Below are 20,335 nucleotides of genomic sequence, written 5' to 3'. Positions count from 1 at the left end.
TTCTCGGGCGGTCTGTTCGACCTCCAGGGTGGTGCCGATGCGCGCGGAGCCGTCAGCGATCATTGCCAGACGCCGGCGGGCCTGATACGGGTCGGTGACATCCACCACCAGGTCGGCCACCCCGAGAATGCGCCCCTGCGGGTCCTCCAGCCGGTACAGCGAGATCGACCACGCGTGCAGGTGCGGGTCGGCGGGAGTGTGGCCGACGATGGTGTACTCGTCGACCAGGGGAGCCCTGTCTTGAGGACCTGCCGCATGCCGGCCTCCGGCCCCTCGAACTTCGCCGCGGTCATGATCTCGCGGTAGTGCCGGCCCAGATGGTCTTCCGCAGGAATGCCATGCATCCGCTCCAGAGCGGGGTTGACAGCCACGTACCGCAGATCGGTATCGAGGATCGCCAGCCCGATGGGCGACTGAGAAATGAGCCGGGTGGACAGGGCGACGTCCCGTTCGACCTCCCGAAGCCGTGAACTGTCGGTGGCCAGACCGAGGGCGTAGAAGTCACCGCGGTCGTCCAGCAACCGCATGTTGCGGAACTCCACCAAACGGGTGCTGCCGTCCTTGTGCCGGACGGGGAACGCCCCGGCCCACCTCTCCCCGGTGCCCATGACCTCGGCGAACAGCTTGATGATCAGATCCCAGCGCTAACGAGGAGTGGCGCGGCGTACTGCCCGCCCGCATGATCTTCCGGCACCTGATGGACGACCGGCGAAAGCACGGAGTGGAAACGCCGCCGACGTCACACTGGTCGGCCGTTGCTACGAACGCTTCGCCGACCACGCCATGGGACTTGGCCGCCGAGGCGGAGGCACGGATCGGCGGTGACGTGTACGCCGTGGCCCCCCACCGACAAGGGCGTACGGGCCGTGAACGACTACGTACACGGCAAGGGCCTCCATCACGCCTCCGCCTCCGGGAGCCCGGCGGGTGTGGTGGCCGGGGTGAGTGGCTGCTCGGCCCAGATGGTCTTGCCGGAGCGGCCGTAGCGGCAGCCCCAGCGCGCGGCGAGCTGGGCCACCAGGAACAGACCGCGGCCGCCCTCGTCGGTGGTCTTCGCCCGGCGCAGGCGGGGCTGGGTGTTGCTTGGATCGGAGACCTCGCAGACCAGCGTCTTGTCGCGGATCAGCCGTAGTCCGACCGGGGCACCGCCGTAACGGATGGCGTTGGTGACCAGTTCGCTGACCACGAGTTCCGTGGTGAACGCGACGTCCTCCAGCCCCCATGCGGAGAGCTGACGGGTGACCGCTTTGCGGGCGTCGGCCACGATGGTGGGGTCGGCGGGGAACTCCCAGTTCGCGGTGTTGTCCGGCGGGATCACGCGCGTGCGGGCGACGAGCAGCGCGATGTCGTCGCGGGGTGGGGTGTCGCCGCCGGCTTCGGCGAGGAGAGCGCGGCCGATGTCGTCCAGGGGCCGGTCGAAGCGACACAGAGCACCGAGGCTCGTCGTCAGCCGCCGGATGCCGGCGTCGAGGTCGTCATGGTCACGTTCGACCAGTCCGTCGGTGTACAGAGCAAGAACGCTCCCTGGGGGCAGAACGATCTCCGTGACCTCGAACGGCATGCCCCCGACGCCGAGGGGAGGGCCGGGGGAGATCTCGACGACGTGGGCGCCTGTGTCAGGCCGGACCACAACGGGGGGCAGATGCCCGGCGCTTGCGAGGGCGCAGCGACAGGTGACCGGGTCGTACACGGCGTACAGGCACGTGGCGCCTACCGCCTCCTGGTGGCCGTGGGGCGCCTCACCGGCGAGTTGCTGCACGAGGTCGTCGACGTGGGTGAGGAGTTCGTCGGGCTCCATCTCCAGATCGGCGAGGGTCTGTACGGCGGTACGGAGCCGGCCCATGGTGACGGCGGCGTGCAGCCCGTGGCCGACCACGTCGCCGATGACGAAGGCGACCCGCAGCGAAGGAAGAGGAATGACGTCGAACCAGTCTCCGGCGATGTCCGCCCCGCCGCCGGCCGGCCGGTACAGACCCGCGGTCTGGGCGGCCGGATGGTCCGTCGTGGCGCGTGGGAGCAGGCGTTGTTGCAGGGCCACGGCCGCGCGGTGCTCGCGGGTGTAGCGGCGGGCGTTGTCCACGCTCAGCGCGGCGCGGGAGGCGATCTCCGTGAGGAGGTCCGCGTCCGCCTGGTCGAATGCCTCCGGGTGCTCGGTGCGCCAGACGGCGACCGCACCGAGCACGAGGCCGCGGGCGAACAGGGGTGCGGAGACGGCCGAATGCCCGTGTTCGGGGATGAGGAGCGGGATGAGTTCCGAGTGGCCCTCGGCCATGGCCAGCGCGCTCGCCCGGTCGGGGACGAGGACGGTCTCACCGCGCTGGACCCGTCGTAGGACGGGCAGGTCCGGCATCGGCGGGTCCGCGACGCCCGGCGGTCCGAATCCGGCGGGCCAGGGGCCCGCCGAGGCTGCGGCGACCCTGCGCATGTGCCATGATCCCGCGCCGGACAGCTTCGGGGGCTCGTCACCGTCGAGCACGGGCTCGGCGAGGCTGGCCCAGGCCAGATCTCCGAAGGCCGGGACGAGAACGTCCACCAGGTCCTGGGCTGTGCGCAGGACATCGAGGGAGCCGCCGATCCGGGCCGATGCCTCGTGGCGCAGATCCTGGTGGCGCCCGCGCTCGGCGGCGTCGGTGAAGAGCGCGGCGACACCGGTGGAGCGACCCTTCTCGTCTTCCAGGCGGAAGGCGGAAAGGGACAGCGCGCGCTGCCGGCCGAGCCCCCGTTGTGAACGCACCCGCAGCTCTCGGTCGATCAGCGGCTCGCCGGTGTCCAGCACCCGGCGCAGCGCGGCCTCGGCGTCATCGGCGTCCTCGGGGGATACGATCTCGCACAGCCGGCCACCGACCGCCGCGCCCTCCGTGCCGAGGGTGCCCGGCGCAAGGTTGGTTCGCGTGATGCTCAGATCGGTGTCGTGCAGGGTGATCCCGATCCGGTCCTGGGCGAGCAGTCCGCTCATGAGGGCCATGCCCTGTGCCCAGTCGCTCGCGAACTGAACGGGTGCGGCCAGGACCAGGACCTCGGAGGAACCGTCCAGCCGCAACGCGTGGTAGGCGACTTCGACCAGCTGGCCGGAGCGGTGCCGGAGCACTGCCTGCCCGGTCGCAGGAACCCTGCCGCCGCCGGACGGGTCAGGACGCCGGTGCACTGCTTCGACCAGCTGAGCGACCGGCTGACCGCACACCTCCACCGCCGTACGGTCGAGCAACTCCGCAGCCGTTCGCGACCATCGCAGCACGACCCCGCCTCCGTCGACCACGACGGCGGCCACCCCGCTGAACGACAACGATCCGCCACCGACAAGACCGCTCGAGGTGTCCATCTCGCTCCTCGCTGGTGTCGAACCCATCACACACTCCGCATGCCCATTATCAGTCGATATACGAAGTGACGATCAGCGACTCGGCACGGGAGGTACGGACCAGGGCTTCCGCGCGCTCCAGGCGGGCGCTCCCGTAGGAGCGCCGGCCTTCTTCCAGGTCGTCTTCACCGCGCACCGTGCCGAGGTGCAGCAGCGCGGCCCCCGCCGGCGTCGCGAGGTATCGGGCCGGCGCCGTGAACAACACGGTCGGCCAGCGCGTCGAAGATGAGGTTCTCGCAGGTCTTCCAGCGCCGGTAGACAGACGGTCTTCGCGGCCGGCCCTTCAGAGGCAAGCAGGTCGGCGGTGGCGGCCAGGACAGCCTGCCGCATGCGCTCACCGCGACGCCTGAGCATGTGCCCTGGATATGCCCTCGGCGACCGTGACCGTCGCAGGCCCGACTACGGAAGATCAGCCGGCGACGATGTTCGCCCTGAGGATACGGACGGCCTCGCGAGCGCCGTCGGCGGCGAAGCGGACCACACGTACCTCCTGGAGTGGCTTCCCAGGCTTGGGCGCCACAGGGTACGGCTCGCGCAGCTTGACGCTGAGCGTGGTGCTGACCTGGGGTTTCGTGGTGAGCGACAGCAATCCCAGCACGCGGATCCGCCACGCACGCTGCGGGCACGGTAGCCGGTAGCCGGTAGCCGGTAGCCGGTAGCCGGTAGCCGGTAGCCGACGCTACGCGGAGATGGCCGCTGCTCCGTCGGGGAGGAGTTGTTCGGTCCAGATGGTCTTGCCGCGGGCGTGGTAGCGGGTACCCCACCGCTGGGCGAACTGCGCGACCATGTAGAGCCCGCGCCCTCCCTCGTCGGTCTCCAGGGCGCGGCGGATGTGGGGCGAGGTGCTGCTGCTGTCGGTGACCTCGCAGATCAGGCTGCGATCGCGGATCAGCCGCATCCGAAGGGGAGGTGTGCCGTACCGGATGGCGTTGGTGACCAGTTCGCTGACGATCAGTTCCGTGGTGAACTCCAGGTCGTCCAGGCCCCATTCCGCCAGTCTCCGGGCTGCGAGCCTACGCGCTTCGGCTACGACCTCGGGGTCGGCCGGCAGATCCCAGGTCATGTATCGGTCCAGCTCCAGCCCGTGCACCCGTGCCACGAGCAGCGCCGCATCGCCGGGCGGGCGGCTCGACGGCCCTCCTGGCAGGGACGGACGAACCGAGCGCCTACGCCCGGTCCGAGGCAGTCGGACACGACCTGCACCGCAGCCATTACATCGTCGTGGTGCAGTGGTCGAACAGGGCCCCCGACGATTCCTTCGCACAGACCGTGAGGCGGGCGGCCTCTGCCGTGGGCATGCGCTCGCTGCTGACCCGCCGCTCCGACCACGTCGTCCTCATCGCCGACGAGAGGCCGCACGCCCGCGCGCTGTACGAGGCGCTCGCCCGGGAGACGGGAACACGGTCCGGGACGATCGGGGTGAGCGCCCCTTCCGATTCCCTGGACGACATCCCCCACCACTACCAGGAGGCGCAGCGCGCCCTGGACGTGCGCCGCCACTCCCGCGAGCGCTACGGCACGACGTTCTTCGACGAGCTCGGCCTCTACCGCATCCTGGGTCCCGGCAACGATTACCGGGAACTGGAGACGTTCGTCGACGAGTGGCTCGGGCAGCTCATCGACTACGACTCCCGGCACCACACGGCCATGGTGGAGACCCTGTCCCGGTACTTCGACTGCGGCGGCAACTACGACGAGACCGCCGACTCCCTCGCGATCCACCGCAGCACGCTGCGCTATCGGCTCCAGCGCATCCGCGACATCAGCGGCCACGACCTCGCTGACGTCGAGGACCGGCTGAACCTCCAGGTGGCGACCCGAGTGTGGAAGATCGTGCTGGGCGGACCGGGCTGACGCCTCACTGGAACTTTTGCGCCGAGCGGTGTCCGTAGCAGTTGGGCGGGCTGCCCTGCTACAGCGCTGCAGTGGGTGGGGGCCCTTCCTCGGATTGATCCAGCGAGGTCGCGTCGCGCCAGAAGACGGGGGTCTTGGTTCATCACCGCCATCGCTATGACCGGCGGGGCCTTCGGCACCGGCCTCGGAGGGGCCGGGAAGGCCCGGGCCGCGGCCCGGGCGTCACAGGGCGATGACGTGGAGGTCGACCAGGTCGAGCAGCGCCCGCAGAGCCGCGCTGGGCCGCCGGGTCGACGACGTGCCGAGATGCATGCTCCAGCGGAGCATGGCGTCATGGACGTCCAGGACGTGCAGGCCGGGGGTGCGGGCAACGGCGAACGCGGGCAGGAAGGCGATGCCCAGACCGTGCCGGACCAGTGCCGCCCCCATGTCGATGTCGGGCACTTCCAGTGCCACCCGGCGTACGACGCCCGCCGCCGCGAACGCCCGGTCGACCACCTCGCGGTTGCCGTAGCCCGGCGGGAAGTCCACGAAGGGTTCCCCCGCGAGGTCCGCAAGTGCCACCTTTCCCCGCTGCGCGAGCGGATGGCCGGCGCTCACCACCAGGACGAGCGGCACGGTGGCCAGCTCCCGTGCCTCGATCCCGGCGGGTTTACGTTCGGGCAGCGACAGGAAGGCCACGTCCAGGTCGCCGCTGAGCAGCGCGTGCGCCAGTCCCGCCGATCCGGTCGTCGCCAGCCGCAGCCGGACGTCGATCGCCGGATGCCGCGCGTGCAGCCGCCCGAGAAGCGCGGGCAGGTCCACCACCTCGACCGAGGTCATGGCGCCCACGTTCACCGTGCCGCGCAGCGTGTCCTGTGCGGCGCGCACGGCGTCCTGGGCCGCCTGGGCGGCGTGCAGGGTGGCCCGAGCCTCCGGCAGCAGCGCCGCGCCCGCCCCGGTGAGCCGGACCTGCTGCGACAGCCGACGCTGACGCTCCCGACGATCCGACTCACCGGATCCCAGCACCCGCTCCCGCCGGCCTGCCGCCCCGCGCCCGCGCCCGGCGCCGTGCCTCGCACACGACCGGCTTCTGGTTCGTGGCGGTGGCCTTCACCGTGCTGATGGCCTTCGGCACGGCGCCGACCCCGCTGTGGCCGCTGTACGAGGCCCGGGACCACTTCGGCGCGACCACGGTCACGGTGGCGTACGCCTCGATGGTCGTGGGCGCAGCGGCCGCTTTCCTCGGACTGGTCCACCTGTCGGACCGGCTCGGCCGGCGACGCGTCATCGTCCCGGCGCTACTGGCCGGCATCGTCGCGTCGGTCGTACTGATCGTGTGGCAGGACCTGCCGGGGCTGATAGCGGGCAGGATCCTGAACGGTGTCGGACTGGGGCTGATGGCCTCGACCGCGACGACGTACCTCCACGACCTCCACCACGAGGCCCGTCCGGAACGGACGGGTCCGGTGCTGCCCGGCATCGTGGCCACCGCCGCCAACCTCGGCGGCCTGGCCTCAGGGCCCCTGATCGCCGGAGCCGCCGCCGAATGGCTTCCCACGCCCCTGATCACCACCCAGGCGATCTTCACGCTCGCCATGGCAGTGTGCCTGGTGCTGGTCTTGTCCACGCCGGAGACCGTGGACCTGGAGCTGCCCGCGGCCGAACCGCCCAGCAGGTTCGTCCTGCGCCCCGGCGGCCGGCGGACGTTCGGCGCGGCCGGCGCGCTGGGCGCCTTCGCCTTCGCGATCCTGGGCCTGATCTCCTCCCTCGGGGCGAGCGTGCTCCACGGCACCCTGCACACCGATTCGCACCTCGTGGTCGGCCTGGCGGCCTTCCTCATGTTCCTTTTTCCGCATGGTCTTCGACGTCCTCCTGCGCTGATCGCCGCTAGCGCTGTGACCGGGAAGGTTCACCAGGGTGGGCCGCGCTGATGGCTCCCTCCGGCTCAGACGGGATCCGGGGGCGCTGCCCACGATGGCGATTGTTGGAAAACGACCGACGTTGCCCTCGCCTCACTTGATCTAGTCATCAACGGCTCGGGACGATTGGCATGCGTGATGCTGCCGGCGATCCGGTGCTGCCTCGTCGATCAGGTATGAGGTGCGTCCGGCACTGCACGCGACTGTTCGGTGCCGGCTTGGGCCGACCTTACGCCTCCGTGGGGTTGGTCGGTCGCGTTGCGTATCGGTGGCGCATGGCGTCACTGGCTGCAGGACCTGCGGTGAAGACGTAGGTGTCGCTGTCGTCGAGTCGGCGGCCGGTCTTGGCGTCGACGACGACGGGCTCGACTTCCTCGCCGCTGTGCGCGTCGATCAGGATCATGCTGCGTTCGGCCGGCGTGAGGCGGGAGTTGCCCCACGCGGCCAGGGCGACGACCACCGGTCGGAGGGAGCGCCCGAGTTCGGTGAGGACGTACTCGTGGCGTACGGGGTTGGTCTGGTAGGGCCGGCGCTCCAGCAGTCCGTCGGCGACGAGGGTCTTCAGCCGGGTGGTGAGCATGCTGGAGGAGATGCCCAGGCTCTCCTGGAACTGGTCGAAGCGCGTGTAGCCGTCAAAGGCGTCGTGGAGGATCAGCAGCGTCCACCACTCGCCTACGTGTTCCACCGTCGTGGACAGTGGGCACTCCCGGTCCTCCAGCCTGATCCGGCTTGCCATGGTGGCCATCCCTTCGGTTACTGCTAAAGTCGAAGTTAGTAGCTTCTATTTTAGCAGTAACGACGGGAGGGACGCCTTCTGCGCCCGCACCCGGGAACGGAGCACACCGTGACGACACCTATCAGCGAATCCCTCGAAGGCCGACGCGCTCTGGTCACCGGCGGCACCAAGGGCACCGGAGCCGCCATCGCCCGACGTCTCGCCCAGGCCGGCGCGACCGTGCTGGTAACGGCCCGCAGCCGCCCCGACGACGTCGAGGAGAAGGCGTTCATCAGCGCCGACCTGTCCACCGCCCAGGGCGCAGCCCATGTGGCCGCCGAGGTGGACGCCCGCGTGGGCGGCGTCGACATCCTGGTCAACACCCTCGGCGGGTCAGAGGCGCCGGCCGGAGGGTTCGCCGCGCTCGGCGAGGACGACTGGGCCAGGGAGCTGAACACGAACCTGCTGGCCGCCGTCCGCCTGGACCGCGCACTCCTGCCGCACATGATCGCCACGGGTAAGGGCGTGGTCGTGCACGTGACCTCGATCCAGCGCCGCATGCCGCTGTGGAACGCAACCCTGGCCTACGCCGCCGCCAAGGCCGCCCTGACCACCTACAGCAAGGGCCTGGCCAACGAGGTCGCCCCGCACGGCGTCCGTGTCAACACCGTCTCGCCCGGTTTCGTGCAGACCTCGGCCGCCGACAACCTCGTCGCCCGGATCGCCCACGAAGCAGATATCACGCAGGAAGCGGCGCTGGGCCGGCTCATGGACTCCCTGGGCGGCATCCCGCTCGGCCGTCCCAACCGGCCCGAGGAAGTCGCCGAGCTCGTCGCCTTCCTCGTCTCCGACCGCGCCTCGGCCATCGTCGGGGCCGAACACGTCATCGACGGCGGCACCACCCCCACCGTCTGAACCCGCCACCACCCCCAAGGAACGTCATGTACGACAACCAGCCCCGAACCAGCACCCCGGACACCCTGCCCGAGGTGATCACCCGCTACCTGACAGCGCACCGCGCCCACGACACCGCCACCGCACTCACGGCATTCACCCGAGAAGCCACAGTGATCGACGACCGCAACACCTACGAGGGCATCGAAGCGATCGGGAAGTGGCTCGACCTATCGGCCACCGAATTCACCTACACCATCCACCTCACCGGCGCCCAGCAGACCGACGCAACCCGCTACATCGCCACCCACCACCTCGAAGGCAACTTCCCCGGCGGCACCATCGATCTGCGGTACCAGTTCACACTCCGCGACGGCCTCATCGAACGCCTCGTCATCGAACCCTGAGTCCCTGCCGACGCCACCCGTTGCCGCCTCAGGCGAAAAGACCCGCTCGCCCCGCAATCTCGGTGACTCACCTCCCTGCCAGGACAGGCCGCCAGTCCCTTGGGCCGTCCGCTCCAGCGGATGCCCTACTTTCTTGATCGTGGTTCGAACTGGGCACTCGTAAGATCAGCGGGACCCAGGGGCTCTGGGTATGGCTGTCAGCGGTTCGCTATGAGATGGCTGGAAAGGCTTGGCCGCGCGGAGCCCCGCGACGACTCGAAGTCGTTCACAGGGCACGACCTCAGCACGCCCTGGGACCAACTGGACCGCGCCCACTACAACGGATACGCACTGTGGACGTATCTCACCACGCCCTTCCTGCTGGCGATGCCCGGCTTCACCGACATCGCGGGCGGGTTTGCCGCGGCACAGTAGGTCTACGACACCGTTGAAGCGGACGGGATCCGCCTGCCCAGCAGACGCGGGGCCTACCGAAGCGATGCGGACAACCGCCCGATCGTGTGTCGGGGGATTATCTGGAGGCTGCCGTGACGGCAGCGGCCGTCGCGCGTGCGTACAGGGCACTGGAAGTGTTCGTGAACATGTCGCAGCTGACCGTCTCCAAGATGGACCTCACCAGCACCGCCGAGTCTGTGCAGCAACGGCAGCACTGGCTGGTGGAGCAGGTCCTCGACTGGTCGGGTCTTCCCGTCGTCCAGGTCAGGCCCACCCGTGTTCATGGAGAACCCGCTGTTCCGTACCGGCTTCTCCTCGATCGCGAAGGACAGGACCATCAGGCTGCCCTTCGGCCGGGCTAAGACCTCCCCTGTGGCGGCCGGGACGTAGCCGCGGTCGTGGAGGAGATCCTGGCCGATCCGGCCCGGCACATCGGCCGAACCTACGAGCTGACCGGCCCTCGCTCGCAGGACATCGCCGCCATGGCGTCGGAGGTCTCCGCAACTCTGGGACGACCGGTCTGTTACACCGACGTCCCACTGCAGGAATGGATCGACGACGATCTCAGACCGCTGGGGCTGCCGGACCATGCCTTCCAACACATCTCCACCATGGCTCGCCTTCACGCTGAGGATCGATACGACCGGAAGGCGGACGGGGCCGAGCAGGTCACCGGGCGGTTTCCTTCGGGGGTGGCCGGTTACGTCCGTGCGAGCCCCAGCCTGTTCAGCCTCTGAAGTCGCGTTCTTGTCCTGCGGCGGACCCCACCAGGTCAATGAGATCCACTACCCCGACGAGGAAGAACGTCGCGCCGCGGCCGAGGAATCCAGTCCAATGGGCCGCTTCGGGTCACCCGCCGAGGTGGCGGCAGCGGTGGTCTTCCTCGCCCGAGCGCGCCACTGGGAGCGAGCGCGTCCAGGTGACGCACACGGTGGTCGACTCGGCCTTTCGGTCACACTGCTTGATCACCACCACACACAGACCCTCCAGGCACCGCGGCCGTGAATCGCGACCACCGGCCGTCGCAAACGTGCCAGAGAGGGATCCGCTGGTCCACCCGCTTGGCAGCAGACCGCGCCTGCGGGCTGGGGCACCCTCGCACGCTGACCGTGCGATCTGCGACCTGGTTTCCTGAAGATGAAGGGCGAGCGGGTAGGAGGCCTCCTGCGGCTCATCGATGGTGGCATCCACCTCGTCGTGGTGGCGCTCCTCGTACTGCTCGCGGGGCGTCTGAGCGCTGGGGACGTCCCCGATCGGTCCAGGGGCCGTACCGCGAGGAGATGGCCATTCTCTAAGCCGCTCATCGTGACGGCCGAGACGAATAGGTTCTCCCGGAGGAACGTCGAGGGGTTCGAACCGCTCATCCGGGCGGGGCTGATCCTCGTGATGGCGACAGCGGCGTACGTGTGGCGGCGCTCGACGCGGCCGGGAGACTATTTCCCGCTCCAGGAGGCGCGGCGCTCTCCGTCGCCGGCGCCGTCAGCCACCTCGGTGCGCGGGCCCTGATCCGTCGCCTTCCGCCGCCACGGCGGCCCGCACCCGCTGCTCCTCGCGAGCAGAGCCGACGTCCCGTTCCAGGGGTGTGCGGCTCACGGCTGTCGCGAGGTCTTCCAAGGCCCGTTTTTGCAGTTCCGCTTCGCGCCGCACGACTGGGCTCCCGTTGCCGGCGGCGGCGTCCTCCCACGCGTGAAGCGCCTCCTCCACGCGTCCCCAGTCCGGATTCCTGTGCTCGCGCACGGCGACTGCTGCTTTTGCGGTGTCCGTCTCCAGGGCCTCGGCGAATCGCTCGGCCTCGGGGACGAAATGGCTGTCGGCCCGCGGGACGTGGCTCTCCATGAGCATCGCTGCCCGGCCGAACCCCTTGAGCGCCTCCTGTGCCTCCTGCGCCTCGCGCGACGTCAGGCCCCTGGGGCGGACCGGTTCCTGCCTTGCCCGGTCGTAGGCCTCCTGCCAGGCGGCACGTGCCTCCCTGCTCTCCAGCAGTGCCCGGCGCATGTCGACGTGACGCTCCGGGGTCGGTTCGGCGTAGTTGCGGAGCACCGCGGCCGCGTAGCGGCCGTCGGCGGCGAGCCAGTCCGCGAGCCGGCCCGGCAGTCGGGGTGTCTCCCATGCGGGGAACACCACGTAGGCCAGCATCGCCAGGGCCCCGCCGAGCAGGGTGAGTACCACCCGCTCCGGGACTGTCTGCTCCCACGCCTGGCCGCCCATGCCGAGCAGGAAGACGACGTACGCGGCGGTGAAGCACTGGGAGTACGCGTAGCCGGTACGGTTCAGCGTGTACGACAGGCCCGCCGAGACCACCGCCAGCGCGCCGGACACATGGGCGTCCGGGCCCAGGGCCCGCACCATCCCGCTGGCGAGCGCGACTCCCGCCAGGGTCCCGGCGAGACGGGCCACCGCACGCGCGTACGTCCGGTGGAAGTCCGGCCGCATCACCATCACCGAGGCGATGGGCGCCCAGTAGCCGTGGCCCAGGGGTAGCCGGGCGGCGATCAGATAGCCGAGCGTGGCCACCGCCGCCAGGCGGACGGCGTGCCGGAACACGGGCGAGTCCCGGCGGAGCTCACGGCGCACCGCCCGGACGACGACCGGAACCAGCCGGAGCATGGTCGGGCGCACCAGGAACTGGGCGCCGGCGAGGCCGGGCGGCGTGGGCGTCCTCCCGCTCAGGCAGCCGCTCCCGGCGATCTCCAACGCCTCACCGAGCAGTTCCACGAGCCGCTCGGCGGCTTGCCGCGCGGGGCCCTCCAGCACCTCGTGCTCCTCGTCGACGCGCAGGACGTCGAGGCTCTCGGGCCGCACCTCGGCGGGAGCGCCATGGCGGATCGAACGGGCGGCCGCGTCCAGGACGTCGGCGGCCGCGTCAAGCAACTCCCGGGCGCGGTCACGCCCGGGTCCTTCCGCCGGGGCGCCGACGTCGGGGTCGGCGAGCGCGGCGACGACCGGCCGAATGCGCTCGGCGAGGCCGCGAGGGCCATGGAGGACGGGGGGACGGGTGCGGGCCTGTGACGGCGTCACGGCGGCCGCGTCCCGGGCCGTCATCAACGGCTCCGGGTCGAACGGGGCGGTCGGGTCGTGCCGCAGCCGGCGGGCGTAGTCCGCCACGGCGGCGAGGGCGTCGGCGAGCGCGTCACGATGCGCTCCCCAACGCCGGATCGGGAACAGCAAGATCAGCACGGCCTGTGTCACGCCTCCGAGTGCGATGACCCCGGCGTGCTCCAGGGCTCGCCCGACGCTCGTGGGCAGGGTGATGGTCACGAGCATGGCGCCCACGGTCGTCGCTGCGACGATCCCAGCGGTCGATCCGACGGCCCACGCCATTCCCGCGGCGAAGGCCCATACGGCCAGCAGTGGGAGGAACGTCACGAGCCGCCCCGCCGCCAGGTAGCCCACGAAGGTGCTGAGCGCCAGACCCGCGCCCGCGCCGAGCGCGACCACCTTGCGCGGACGCCAGCTGCGCTGGAAGGTAGCCCCACCCGCGGAGTAGGCGCCGAGGGCGGCGGACGCGGCATACGCAGGGGAGACCATCCACAGCGTCGGCCCGACGACGATCGCCACCCCAGCGGCCGTGCGCAGCGCGAGCAGGGGCTCCAGTCGCGTCTCCTCGATCGTGAGCCCGGATCGCACGACCTCCCCGAAGGCCCGCAGCCCAGTCACGGGTGTCCGCCTGGCCGGAACGCCCTGCCGGGTCGCGTCGGCCTGGTTGGGGTGTGGCAGCCGTCGGACAAGGAAGCCTCCCACACGGTCTGCGGACTGGCCGGCGGCCGCAGCCGCTGGACGGGGTGCTGCCACGGCGGACACTGCCGAGCGTCCGCCGTCCGTCCTCCGGGCCGGAGCGCGGGCAATCGCTGTTGGTTCAGGTCCGGCCGGAGCGCGGCGATCGCCCCCAGCCCCGTCCGGCGGACGGGCAGATCGGCACCCGTCCCCCGGGCCGGTCCGGGGGAAACAGGTGGCACAGCGGCCCCGAGCCTCTTACCGCTTGTGGCCGTTGCCGTGTCCGTTGGGATGCAGGACCACCTTGGTCCACCCCTCGTCACGGGCGTCGAAGTGCTCGTAGGCGGTGGGGGCCTCGTCCAGGCTGAGCTCGTGGGAGACGACGAAGCTCGGCTTCGCCTTCCCGCCGGCGATCAGGTCCCGCAGCGCCCGATTGTATTTCTTCACCGGAGCCTGCCCGGTTCCCATGTGCTGGCCCTTGAACCACATCATGCCGAAGTCGATCGGGACCTTGCCCTGAGCTTCCAGCTCGCCCTGGGCTTCCGCGCCGCCGGGATCCTGGGGCAGGAACACGCCCACCACGCCGATGTCGCCGGTGAACCTGACCGAGTCGATCAGTCCGTTGAGCGTGAGGCTGGCGTCCTCGTGTCCCTGGGGGTCGTGTGCCTGGTAGCCGACGCACTCGCAGCCGTTGTCGGCGCCCAGACCGAGGGTGGCCTCCTTGACGACCTCCGCCGGGTTCTGCTCGGCGGTGTTGATCGGGATGGCCCCGATCTCCTCCGCCTTGCGCAGCCGGTCGGGCTGGTGGTCGACCGTCCAGACGCGGCCGGCGCCCTTGAAGAGCGCGGAGTAGGTCGCCATCAGTCCGACGGGGCCAGCCCCGAAGACGATGGTCTGGTCACCCGGTTTGACGTGGGCCATCTCCGTGGCGTGATACCCGGTGGGGAAGATGTCGGCGAGCATCACGTAGTCGGTCTGCCGCTCGGCGGCGTCCTCGCCCAGACGCAGCGCGTTGAAGTCGCCGTAGGGCACGCGCAGCAGCTCCGCCTGGCCGCCCTGGTAGGGGCCCATGTCGGCGAATCCGTAGGCGGCTCCGGCGAGGGCCGGTTCCGGCTGCATGGTCAGGCAGTAGTTGGTCAGACCCTGCTCGCACTGCTTGCAGAAGCCGCAGGCGATGTTGAAGGGCAGGACCACGTACTCGCCCACCTGGACCTTGCGGACGGCCGAGCCGACCTCCACGACCTGGCCCATGTTCTCGTGTCCCAGGGTGCGGCCGGACTCGAACGAGGTACGGCCCTCGTACATGTGCAGGTCCGAACCGCAGATGTTGGTGGTGGTGATTTTGACGATGATGTCGCAGGGGTGTTCGATCTTCGCGTCCGGTACGTCCTTCACGGTGACCGTTCGCGGTCCTTCGTATACCGCTGCTTTCATGGTGACTTCCCTTGATGTCGCGGCATGGCGGTGATGGGAAGGGCGCAAAGAGCGTGACTCTCGGAAGTGCTGTGACGCGGTTCGGGGCTCCGGCACGCCTCTGCGGGCCGTTCACCTGGATCAGATGGAACGGTCATTTGCCGCCGGTCCGCCCGGCGGAGCTTCGGCGCTCCGGCGGCGTTGCGTCCGGGTCCCCGTCGGCCTCCGAGGCGAAACAATTACGCACCGACCGATCAGCGGAATCTCCGGACCGTGACGACCACCAACCGACGGCACGTCCCCGACTGAGGTCACCAGCTAGTCACCGTGGTCGTCCTGCAGCACGCTGCGACGCTCCTGTTCGCGCTTGGAGTAGGCGGCTGCCCGGATCGCCTCGTCGCTCTCCAGGCCCGATCCCAGCGCGCCGCCCACCGTGGCGACCGAAGCGACGAACCATGACAACGTCCAGTACTGCGTGGCATGCAGCGGGGTTCGTGCCATGGAGGCGAACACTCGGTCGTTGAGGATGAACAGAGCCCACACCAGGTTGATGACCATCAAACCCACGTAACAGACGAGCACCCCGATACCCACCGTCACGACCGTCGAGGCGTTGTAGAGAGCCGCCCTCTTCCTCGCCTCCGGCGAAACCTCGTCCGTTCGATGCCACAGGTTCGCGTCCACGATCAGCCAGCCGATCATGAGCGCGACAGACCCGACCATGGCGATCACCAGGCGTGGCGTGCTCAGGGAGGTGGCCAGGTTCCAGATGGTGGAGTTCACGGTAGCGACCGCTCCCGTGGCGAGCGCGGCCGCCAGGGCTTTCGACAAGCCCGGCACCAAACGCCACGGCCGGTTGGCGCGGACCATGCCGAGGAGCACCCTCAAGTAACCGCGCGGCCCGCTGATGACGTACCGCAGGTCGGCGATCTCCTCCTCACCGACCTGGCCCGGATGGATGGGGGCGAGACGACCGGTGAAGGGCCCCCGCAGCGGCTGGCTTCCCGGAGCCCCCTCAGGCCCGGTGGCCTGCGGGCCCGCCAAGCTGAGCACGGCTTCCTCCACGGCCTGCTGGGCCCTTGTCTGCAGCCGGAAGCCTCCCAGCGTGGGAAGAGACAGCAGCGCCAGGCCGTGTTCGTGACTCAGATCCACCACGAGCTTGCGCCCATGTGAGTGCAGCGGAAGGTCGGTGAGGGCCACGATGATGTCCCAACTCTCCGCACTTCCGCGGTCCATGATCCGGTGCATCAAGGTGGGCGGGTCCTCGGTCCCTGCGGTGAAGGGCTCACTGACCACCTCGACGTCGAACCGTCGTCCCTGGCCTGACTTGTCGGCGAGCCGAGCAGGAAGAATCCGGGCCATGCGCTGCGCGATCTCCGTGGGCGCGTCCGGATCCGCCAGGAGGGCCACGACCGTAACGCGCTGAGACGACACCCGCATGACTCCTTCTCGTCGGCTGCCCTCGCGATCGCCCGTGCCCACAGGATGCCCGCGAAGTAACGCCGACGCTGCGTGACACGCAGGCCCCTGCCAGCAGGTGCAGGCGGTACGGTCGGATCTCCTCGTGCTCTCCCGTGCAGGACCTGCCCCATCACCGGGCCACACGGTTGCGTGCGCCACCACGAACACCAGCTCCGTGCCACCCTGGGCGGCACCGCACGCCGCGCCACCGGACACCCCGCTTCGGTGTCCTGCCCGGAAGTGCGCAGGCAGGGGGCAGGCGAAGACCCCGACTGGTTCGGGGGAGCCCAGCCGGGGCCGATCGAGAGTGGGCGCGAAGGGCGGTCGCCTCGCGGCGGGGGCTCCATGAGGCTTCCGCCGAACGATCGTCCTCATGGGCAAAGGGTGAGGCCCGGGGACACAGTTCCCTTCACGCCCACATACGGATCAACGGTGAAGCACTCTCGAATGTTCCCTGGGAGCGTCTCATACCGGGTTCCCGGCGTGATCAGGTAGTCAGGAACGGTGAACAAGGACGCGACCGACCCCTTCGTGCATGTCCGGGGCGCCGGTGAGAACAACCTGCGGAACATCGATGTCGACGTTCCGCGGGACGCGATGGTCGTCATCACCGGCGTCTCCGGTTCGGGCAAGTCCTCGCTCGCGTTCGGCACGCTCTCCGCGGAGGCCCAGCGGCGCTACTTCGAGTCCGTAGCACCGTATGCCCGAAGGCTGTTGCAACAGGTCGGCGCACCGCACGTGCAGGAAATCACCGGACTGCCACCGGCCGTGGCCCTGCAGCAGCGACGCGGGTCGCCCAGCCCGCGCTCGACGGTCGGCACCCTCACCACGCTGTCCAATCTGCTGCGCATGCTGTACTCCCGCGCCGGCACCTATCCACCCCGCGCCGCACAGCTGGAAGCCGAGTCGTTCTCACCCAACACCGCGGCCGGCGCCTGCTCAAAGTGCCACGGACTGGGCGTCGTGCACGACGTCGCCGAGGATCTGCTCGTCCCGGACCCCTCGTTGAGCATCCGCGAGGGGGCGATCGCCGCCTGGCAGGGCGCCTGGCAGGGCGTCAACCTGCGCAGTGTCGTGAGCGGGCTGGGGATCGACATCGACCGACCCCGGCGCAAACTCAGGAGGAAGGACCGGGACTGGCTGCTGTACACGGACGAGCAGCCCTGCGTGTACATCGAGCCGGAGGAGGACCGCGTCGACTACGGCTACCAGGGCAAGTTCTGGAGCGCCCGCAAGCACGTCATGCATGTCCTCGCCGACTCCAAGAGCGAGAAGATGCGCGAACGGGCGCTCCGCTTCGTCCGGAGTGTGCCCTGCCCCGAGTGCCACGGCAGCGGGCTGCGGCCCGAGGCGCTCGCCGTGACCTTCGCCGGACGTTCCATCGCCGAGATCAACGCGATGCCGCTCACCGAGGTCGTGACGCTGCTGCGGCCCGTCGCGGGGCGGTCCGAGGCCGGCGCCACCACGTCGACCGCACGATCCGGGGAGACGACCGAGGTCGCGGTCCGGATCTGCCGCGATCTGGTCGCGCGGGTCGACGTACTACTCGACCTTGGCCTCGGATATCTCAGCCTCGGGCGCCGCTCGACGACCCTGTCGCCCGGCGAGGCGCAGCGCCTGTGGATCGCCACCCAGCTGCGCTCGGGGCTGTTCGGCGTCGTCTACGTCCTCGACGAACCCTCCGCGGGCCTGCACCCGGCTGACGCGGAACCGCTGCTGGAGGTGCTGGACCGCCTCAAGGCGGCGGGCAACTCGCTGTTCGTCGTGGAGCACGACATGGACGTCGTACGGCGGGCGGACTGGGTGGTCGACATCGGCCCCGGTGCGGGCGAGGGCGGCGGACGCGTGCTGTACAGCGGCCCGGTCGCCGGTCTTGAGCGGGTCGGGGAGTCGGCCACGAGCCAGTACCTGTTCGGGCGCGCCCAGCCGCTCGACCACCGCCCGCGCACACCGCACGGCTGGCTGCACCTGCGCGGTGTCTCCCGCCCACAATCTGCACGACGTGTCCGTCGACGTACCGCTCTGCGTAGCGTCAGCGCGCGCCTGCTCGGCGTCAGCGCGCGCGAGGGTGCGCAGCGAACCCCCATTCCGACGACGAGCGGGGGGTGCGCCACCCTGTCAACTCCTTCAGAGTATCTCCAGGGGTGTGGGCCCGCTGGGCGGCGGGAACGACTCGTCGAGAGCGTCGAGCGCCTCGGTAGGCAGGTGGAGGTCCACCGCGCCGCGGTTCTCCCGAACGTGGTCGGGTGATCCGGAACGCGGGATCGCGGCCACCCCCTGTTCCAGCACCCAGGCGAGTGCCACCTGGGCCGGCGTGGCGCCGAGGGCCCGGGCCACGGCACCCAAAGCCTCGACCTTCAGCAGCCGCCCCTGCTCGATCGGGGAGTAGGCCATGACCATCACCCCGGCCTCGCGGCACCAGGGAAGCAGATCCCACTCGATGCCGCGCCGGGAGAAGTTGTACAACACCTGGTCGACGGCCACGGCGTCGCCGCTGGGGAGGGTGGTCAGCTCGACCATGCCGGCGACGTCCAGATTGCTCACGCCCCAGTAACGGATCTTCTCCGCTTCCATCAGGTCGGTGAATCCCGCAAGAGTCTCCTCGAGTGGCCACCGTCCCCGCCAGTGCAGCAGGTAGAGGTCCAGCCGTTCCGTACGGAGCCGCCGCAGGCTGCCCTCGCAGGCGGCGACGGTGCCTTTCCGGGTTGCGTGGCCGGGCAGCACCTTGCTGACGAGGAAGACCTCTTCCCGGCGTCCCCGGAGGGCTTCCCCGACGAGTTCCTCGGCTGCGCCGTCGCCGTACATCTCCGCCGTGTCGACGACGGTCATGCCCAGGTCCACGCCCAGCCGCAGCGCGGCGATCTCCTGTCCACGCCGGGCCGGGCTACTCCGAGTTTCACCCTCGCGGCGACGCAGCTCGCCGTTGGCTCGTGCGCCGTCTCAATCCTTTGCGTCCGGCGCTGGCAGAGCCGCTTCCTACCTGTCGTCTTCGTCTCGCCCGTCTTCGAAGACGAAAAGCGGCTTGGCGTCGCGGGCGGGTGTTTCGGCGCGCGCGATGGCTTCAGGGAAGCGTTCGAGCGGGAACGGCTGGCCCTGGGGGATGCTCAGCACTTCATCAGTGACGAGACCGCGGACCTGGGACCGTGCATTCAACGCATCCTCAGGTGCCTGGTCCAGTGCGTGCGCGGAAGGCCGCTCCAGGGGGACCATGGAAGCCGAAGCACTCCGTAGGTACGGGGCAGGGCCACGGACTGGCGCGAGTGGAGGCCCTTGTGGTCCGGCGCATGGAAGGGGTGCCCGTGTGACCGCAGCCGATGGGCGTCCGGGTGACACCGGCCAGCCGGAGGAACGATCGTCGCAGCCGAGTGGGCTGATGGATCTTCTCGGCGTTGCTGCGGTGCTGTTGGATGCCGATGGGCGGATCGATTTGTGGAGCCCGGAGGCCGAGGACCTGTTCGGCTACACCGCTGAGGAGGCGCTCGGGCAGTACGCCGCGCCGCTGCTCGTTCACGAGCAGCAATGGGATCTGATGATCAAGCTGTTTGCCGAGGTCATGGCTACCGGGGAGAGGTGGGTCGGGGCCTTCCCCATCCGGCACAAGGACGGCAGCACTCGCTTGGTGGAGTTCCGCAACATGCGGCTGCTGGACAGCCTGGGTGACTTCTACGCGCTTGGTCTGGCCACCGACAGGTCAAAGCTTCGGGAGGTCGAGAGGGACGTCGCCCTGTCCACACGGCTGATTTCTCAGTCGCCCATCGGGCTGGCGATCCTCGACACCCAATTGCGGTACGTCGCCGTCAACCCCGCTCTGGAGCGGATGCACGGCATTCCCGCGGAAGACCATCTGGGCCGGCACTACCGCGAGATCATGACCTCGGCGAAGTTCGAGGGGCCGGAGGCCGGGATGCGGCAGGTCCTCAAGACCGGGGTCCCCATGGTCGACGAGTACACCATCGTCGGCCACACCCCCGCCGACCCGAACGTGCACGCCTGGTCGATCTCGCTGTACCGGCTGGACGACCCCCAGGGGCGGGTCCTCGGGGTGGCCGACCTGGTGGTGGACGTCACCGACCGTTACCAGGCAGCCGCCGAGGCCGCCGAGGCCCGCCATCGCCTGGCCTTGATCGCCGACGGCTCTGCCCGCATCGGCACCACCCTGGAAGTGGAACAGACCGCCCGAGAG

16 protein-coding genes and 5 pseudogenes are annotated in these 20,335 nt (G+C 69.9%); 9 read left to right on the top strand and 12 right to left on the bottom strand.

The window, feature by feature from the left end; genetic code table 11:
• From ACFZCP_RS45305 to ACFZCP_RS45285, 5 genes and pseudogenes are all read right to left on the bottom strand, one after another.
• Window positions 1–638, bottom strand: a pseudogene (locus ACFZCP_RS45305) (PAS domain-containing protein); the annotation flags it as partial.
• Window positions 639–898: 260 nt separating this feature from the next.
• Window positions 899–3,319 (bottom strand): SpoIIE family protein phosphatase, encoded by a 2,421-nt coding sequence (locus tag ACFZCP_RS45300; RefSeq protein ID WP_391442939.1) that lies wholly within the window; start codon window positions 3,317–3,319, stop codon window positions 899–901.
• 49 nt (window positions 3,320–3,368) lie between these two features.
• Window positions 3,369–3,563 carry a hypothetical protein gene (locus ACFZCP_RS45295; protein WP_391442936.1) on the bottom strand — a complete coding sequence of 65 codons (195 nt, stop codon included), beginning with the start codon at window positions 3,561–3,563 and terminating at the stop codon, window positions 3,369–3,371.
• 204 nt (window positions 3,564–3,767) lie between these two features.
• A complete protein-coding gene (locus tag ACFZCP_RS45290) occupies window positions 3,768–3,956 on the bottom strand; it encodes a hypothetical protein (RefSeq protein WP_391442933.1) in 189 nt (62 codons plus the stop codon).
• An 81-nt stretch (window positions 3,957–4,037) separates the two neighbouring features.
• Window positions 4,038–4,493: pseudogene (locus ACFZCP_RS45285) on the bottom strand (ATP-binding protein); the annotation flags it as partial.
• 2 nt (window positions 4,494–4,495) lie between these two features.
• On the opposite strand from ACFZCP_RS45285, the pseudogene ACFZCP_RS45280 reads away from it, so the two are divergent.
• Window positions 4,496–5,212: pseudogene (locus ACFZCP_RS45280) on the top strand (PucR family transcriptional regulator); the annotation flags it as partial.
• 222 nt (window positions 5,213–5,434) lie between these two features.
• Here ACFZCP_RS45280 and ACFZCP_RS45275 read toward each other — a convergent pair.
• Window positions 5,435–6,220, bottom strand: a complete 786-nt coding sequence (locus ACFZCP_RS45275) for a LysR substrate-binding domain-containing protein (protein WP_391442930.1) — start codon at window positions 6,218–6,220, stop codon at window positions 5,435–5,437.
• A gap of 77 nt (window positions 6,221–6,297) precedes the next feature.
• On the opposite strand from ACFZCP_RS45275, the gene ACFZCP_RS45270 reads away from it, so the two are divergent.
• Window positions 6,298–7,125, top strand: a complete 828-nt coding sequence (locus ACFZCP_RS45270) for an MFS transporter (protein ID WP_391442928.1) — start codon at window positions 6,298–6,300, stop codon at window positions 7,123–7,125.
• A 217-nt stretch (window positions 7,126–7,342) separates the two neighbouring features.
• On the opposite strand, the gene ACFZCP_RS45265 is transcribed toward ACFZCP_RS45270, so the two are convergent.
• Window positions 7,343–7,849: a helix-turn-helix domain-containing protein gene (locus ACFZCP_RS45265; protein ID WP_209438806.1), complete on the bottom strand. Its 507-nt coding sequence runs from the start codon at window positions 7,847–7,849 to the stop codon at window positions 7,343–7,345.
• 108 nt (window positions 7,850–7,957) lie between these two features.
• Here ACFZCP_RS45265 and ACFZCP_RS45260 point away from each other — a divergent pair, with 108 nt between their 5' ends.
• The 5 genes from ACFZCP_RS45260 (at window position 7,958) to ACFZCP_RS45240 (ending at window position 10,301) form a co-directional block, all read left to right on the top strand.
• Window positions 7,958–8,743, top strand: a complete 786-nt coding sequence (locus ACFZCP_RS45260) for an oxidoreductase (protein ID WP_391442924.1) — start codon at window positions 7,958–7,960, stop codon at window positions 8,741–8,743.
• A gap of 26 nt (window positions 8,744–8,769) precedes the next feature.
• Window positions 8,770–9,129, top strand: coding sequence for a nuclear transport factor 2 family protein (locus tag ACFZCP_RS45255; protein ID WP_391442921.1), 360 nt, complete (start codon window positions 8,770–8,772; stop codon window positions 9,127–9,129).
• Window positions 9,130–9,339: 210 nt separating this feature from the next.
• Window positions 9,340–9,543, top strand: a complete 204-nt coding sequence (locus tag ACFZCP_RS45250; protein WP_391442919.1) for a hypothetical protein — start codon at window positions 9,340–9,342, stop codon at window positions 9,541–9,543.
• 113 nt (window positions 9,544–9,656) lie between these two features.
• Window positions 9,657–9,926: a hypothetical protein gene (locus ACFZCP_RS45245; protein ID WP_391442917.1), complete on the top strand. Its 270-nt coding sequence runs from the start codon at window positions 9,657–9,659 to the stop codon at window positions 9,924–9,926.
• Window positions 9,927–9,962: 36 nt separating this feature from the next.
• Window positions 9,963–10,301, top strand: coding sequence for a hypothetical protein (locus ACFZCP_RS45240; protein ID WP_391442915.1), 339 nt, complete (start codon window positions 9,963–9,965; stop codon window positions 10,299–10,301).
• A gap of 742 nt (window positions 10,302–11,043) precedes the next feature.
• Here the strand turns inward: ACFZCP_RS45240 and ACFZCP_RS45235 are convergent.
• The 3 genes from ACFZCP_RS45235 to ACFZCP_RS45225 form a co-directional block, all read right to left on the bottom strand.
• A complete protein-coding gene (locus ACFZCP_RS45235; protein WP_391442913.1) occupies window positions 11,044–13,221 on the bottom strand; it encodes an FUSC family protein in 2,178 nt (725 codons plus the stop codon).
• Between the two features lie 315 nt (window positions 13,222–13,536).
• Window positions 13,537–14,712, bottom strand: a complete 1,176-nt coding sequence (locus tag ACFZCP_RS45230) for an alcohol dehydrogenase catalytic domain-containing protein (protein WP_391442909.1) — start codon at window positions 14,710–14,712, stop codon at window positions 13,537–13,539.
• A 297-nt stretch (window positions 14,713–15,009) separates the two neighbouring features.
• On the bottom strand, window positions 15,010–16,131 hold the full coding sequence (locus ACFZCP_RS45225) for a hypothetical protein (RefSeq protein WP_391442907.1): 1,122 nt from the start codon (window positions 16,129–16,131) through the stop codon (window positions 15,010–15,012).
• 525 nt (window positions 16,132–16,656) lie between these two features.
• Here ACFZCP_RS45225 and ACFZCP_RS45220 point away from each other — a divergent pair.
• Window positions 16,657–18,190 (top strand): annotated as a pseudogene (locus tag ACFZCP_RS45220) (ABC transporter); the annotation flags it as partial.
• An 89-nt stretch (window positions 18,191–18,279) separates the two neighbouring features.
• Here the strand turns inward: ACFZCP_RS45220 and ACFZCP_RS45215 are convergent.
• Window positions 18,280–19,035 (bottom strand): annotated as a pseudogene (locus tag ACFZCP_RS45215) (aldo/keto reductase); the annotation flags it as partial.
• A gap of 93 nt (window positions 19,036–19,128) precedes the next feature.
• Entirely contained in the window at window positions 19,129–19,362 is a 234-nt protein-coding gene (locus tag ACFZCP_RS45210; RefSeq protein ID WP_391442905.1) for a hypothetical protein, read from the bottom strand.
• A gap of 91 nt (window positions 19,363–19,453) precedes the next feature.
• Between ACFZCP_RS45210 and ACFZCP_RS45205 the strand changes: the two genes are divergently transcribed.
• Window positions 19,454–20,335: PAS domain-containing protein (locus ACFZCP_RS45205; RefSeq protein WP_391442903.1), on the top strand; the 882-nt coding region annotated here is incomplete at its 3' end.

Origin of the sequence: Streptomyces sp. NPDC007971 (assembly GCF_042958635.1) — a bacterium.
Lineage (GTDB): Bacteria > Actinomycetota > Actinomycetes > Streptomycetales > Streptomycetaceae > Streptomyces.
The sequence above is the reverse complement of the archived record's forward strand: the minus strand, read 5'-3'. Positions and strand labels throughout refer to the sequence as shown.

Excerpts from the sequence above, each read along its gene's own strand:
- ACFZCP_RS45300 (WP_391442939.1), bottom strand. The coding sequence starts at position 3,319 with ATGGACACCTCGAGCGGTCTTGTCGGTGGCGGATCGTTGTCGTTCAGC.
- ACFZCP_RS45265 (WP_209438806.1), bottom strand. The coding sequence starts at position 7,849 with ATGGCAAGCCGGATCAGGCTGGAGGACCGGGAGTGCCCACTGTCCACG.
- ACFZCP_RS45255 (WP_391442921.1), top strand. The coding sequence starts at position 8,770 with ATGTACGACAACCAGCCCCGAACCAGCACCCCGGACACCCTGCCCGAG.
- ACFZCP_RS45250 (WP_391442919.1), top strand. The coding sequence starts at position 9,340 with ATGAGATGGCTGGAAAGGCTTGGCCGCGCGGAGCCCCGCGACGACTCG.
- ACFZCP_RS45230 (WP_391442909.1), bottom strand. The coding sequence starts at position 14,712 with ATGAAAGCAGCGGTATACGAAGGACCGCGAACGGTCACCGTGAAGGAC.
- ACFZCP_RS45225 (WP_391442907.1), bottom strand. The coding sequence starts at position 16,131 with ATGCGGGTGTCGTCTCAGCGCGTTACGGTCGTGGCCCTCCTGGCGGAT.
- ACFZCP_RS45210 (WP_391442905.1), bottom strand. The coding sequence starts at position 19,362 with ATGGTCCCCCTGGAGCGGCCTTCCGCGCACGCACTGGACCAGGCACCT.